The sequence below is a fragment of the Bradyrhizobium sp. genome (assembly GCF_049798375.1).
Taxonomy (GTDB): Bacteria; Pseudomonadota; Alphaproteobacteria; order Rhizobiales; family Xanthobacteraceae; genus Bradyrhizobium.
Genome location: NZ_JBARGP010000712.1, coordinates 1 through 2,028, shown reverse-complemented (window position 1 = coordinate 2,028; position 2,028 = coordinate 1). Strand labels below are relative to the sequence as shown.

The 2,028-nt window shown below is 64.1% G+C and carries 2 protein-coding genes; both read left to right on the top strand.

The window, feature by feature from the left end; genetic code table 11:
• A partial coding sequence (locus WA702_RS27825) for an Lrp/AsnC family transcriptional regulator (RefSeq protein WP_425113750.1) occupies positions 1-290 on the top strand: 290 nt, incomplete at its 5' end.
• Between the two features lie 99 nt (positions 291-389).
• Positions 390-1,538: an IS110 family transposase gene (locus WA702_RS27820; protein ID WP_425113749.1), complete on the top strand. Its 1,149-nt coding sequence runs from the start codon at positions 390-392 to the stop codon at positions 1,536-1,538.
• Positions 1,539-2,028 lie beyond the last annotated feature (490 nt).

Below are 2,028 nucleotides of genomic sequence, written 5' to 3'. Positions count from 1 at the left end.
ACCAGAAATCGCTGGGGCTGCACGTCTCGGTCTTCATCTCCATCAAGCTCGCGCGCCAGAAAGAGGAAGATTTGAGCCGGTTCGAGCGAGCGATCTCGAAATGGGAGGAAGTGCTGGAGTGCTATCTCATGACCGGCAACCGCGACTATCTCCTGCGCGTGGTGGCGGCTGATCTCTCGTCGTATGAGGCGTTCCTGAAGACGAAGCTGACAAGGCTCGACGGCATCGCGTCGATCGAAAGCAGCTTTGCATTGAGCCAGGTGAAGTACTCGATCGCTTTACCAGTCTAACCGCTCGTCCGCGGCCAAGTCCTTGTAGATTCCATGGGGCGGTGAGCGTGGCCATTCCGTAGGTTTGGGTTTGCACACTCGAACCATCGGAGAAGTCGGATGCAAGCATCGACCTTAGCCACGCCCACCGCCGGCCATTGTGGCACAGTTTTCGTTGCGATCGAACTCAGCCAGAAGACATGGCTGGTGACGCTGCACAGCCCGGACCGGGACCGGATCTCGCGGCACAAGTTGGAGGGGGGCGATCACGCCGGGCTGCTGGCGCTGATCGCACAGGTCCGCGCCAGGGCGGCCAAGAAGCTCGGGGCGGTTCCGGAGGTAACGAGTTGTTACGAGGCCGGCTATGACGGCTTTTGGCTGCACCGGCTGCTGAGGGCAGCCGGGATTGCGAACCATGTCTTCGATGCAGCGAGCATTGCGGTCGAGCAGCGCAGCCGGCGGGCGAAGACAGACCGGATCGACGGCGAGCTTCTGCTGCGCACCTTGATGGCCCATTTGCGGGGCGAGCCGCGGGTGGTGCGGATCGTGCGCGTGCCTGATGTGGCGGAGGAGGACGCCCGACGCGCCAGTCGCGAACGCGACCGGCTCATCATCGAGCAGACGGCCCATACCAACCGGATCAAGGCGCTGCTGCGTCTTCAGGGAATGGCGGTCGGCAATCCTCGGCGGAGGGACTGGCTCGGCTGGCTCGGTCGGCAACGCGACTGGCAAGGCCAGCCGTTGTCGCCACAGCTTCGCGCCGAAGTGACGCGCGAGCACACGCGGCTGATGGTGGTTCGTGAACAGCTTGCGGCACTGGAGCAGGCGCAAGCGGCACGCGCGCTTCCGCTTCCCGCGCCGATGGCAGAGCGGCAGGATCATCTGCAGCGGCTCAAGGCACTGGGCCCGGCCTTCGCCGCGACGCTGGTGAATGAGCTGTTCTACAAGAACTTCGGCAACCGGCGCGAGGTCGCCAGCTACTGCGGATTGACACCCAGTCCCTGGAAGAGCGGCGGCATCGATCGTGAGCAAGGGATCAGCAAGGCCGGCAATCATCGTGCCCGCCACAAGGCAATCGAGCTCGCCTGGCTCTGGCTCCGCCACCAGCCGGACAGCGCACTCAGCCGCTGGTTCCGCACGCGCACGGCCAACGCCGGCAAGCGCGCCAGGCGCATCGCCATCGTCGCATTGGCGCGCAAGCTGATCGTGGCCCTGTGGCGCTATCTCACCACCGGACTGGTTCCTGAGCAGGCAACGATGAAAGTCTAGAACAGACCTCGCAACCAGGCGCCGCGGCTCCGCCACGGTCCCCTGCAGGATGGATGATGACCGTGCCACCCAAGGGCCATACCAGCCGCTTTGTAGATGGGTCTCATCCCCGATGGCTTCCTCGCCGCAAGCATGCGGAATGTGGGTGCGGATCAGTTGGTCCGACCGGATATGAGGTGATGCAGTGAGCTGCAACAATCGTCGGAAGCCAATCCTCCCCCGGGGCCCGGTCGGCGCGCTGCGCTACGCATGGCTCCGCGCGCCGCCCTACCACCGAACAAACCCACCCCAAACCAACTCAATAGCCTTGACTCACAAAACCTCATATGAGGGTGGGCAAAGCGAGGCGTGCCCACCATTGAGAGCACGCGGCGAGATGGTGGGCACGGCGCAAGTGCGCCTTTGCCCACCCTACGGAACTGGTACCTGAAACGTAAGGTCCGTTCTCCGCCAGACGACGTCGCGTGGGGCCGCTAGCGTCTCCGTCACC

Bases quoted from the DNA above. Each gene is read 5' to 3' on its own strand.
- WA702_RS27820 (WP_425113749.1), top strand. From the start codon at position 390: ATGCAAGCATCGACCTTAGCCACGCCCACCGCCGGCCATTGTGGCACA.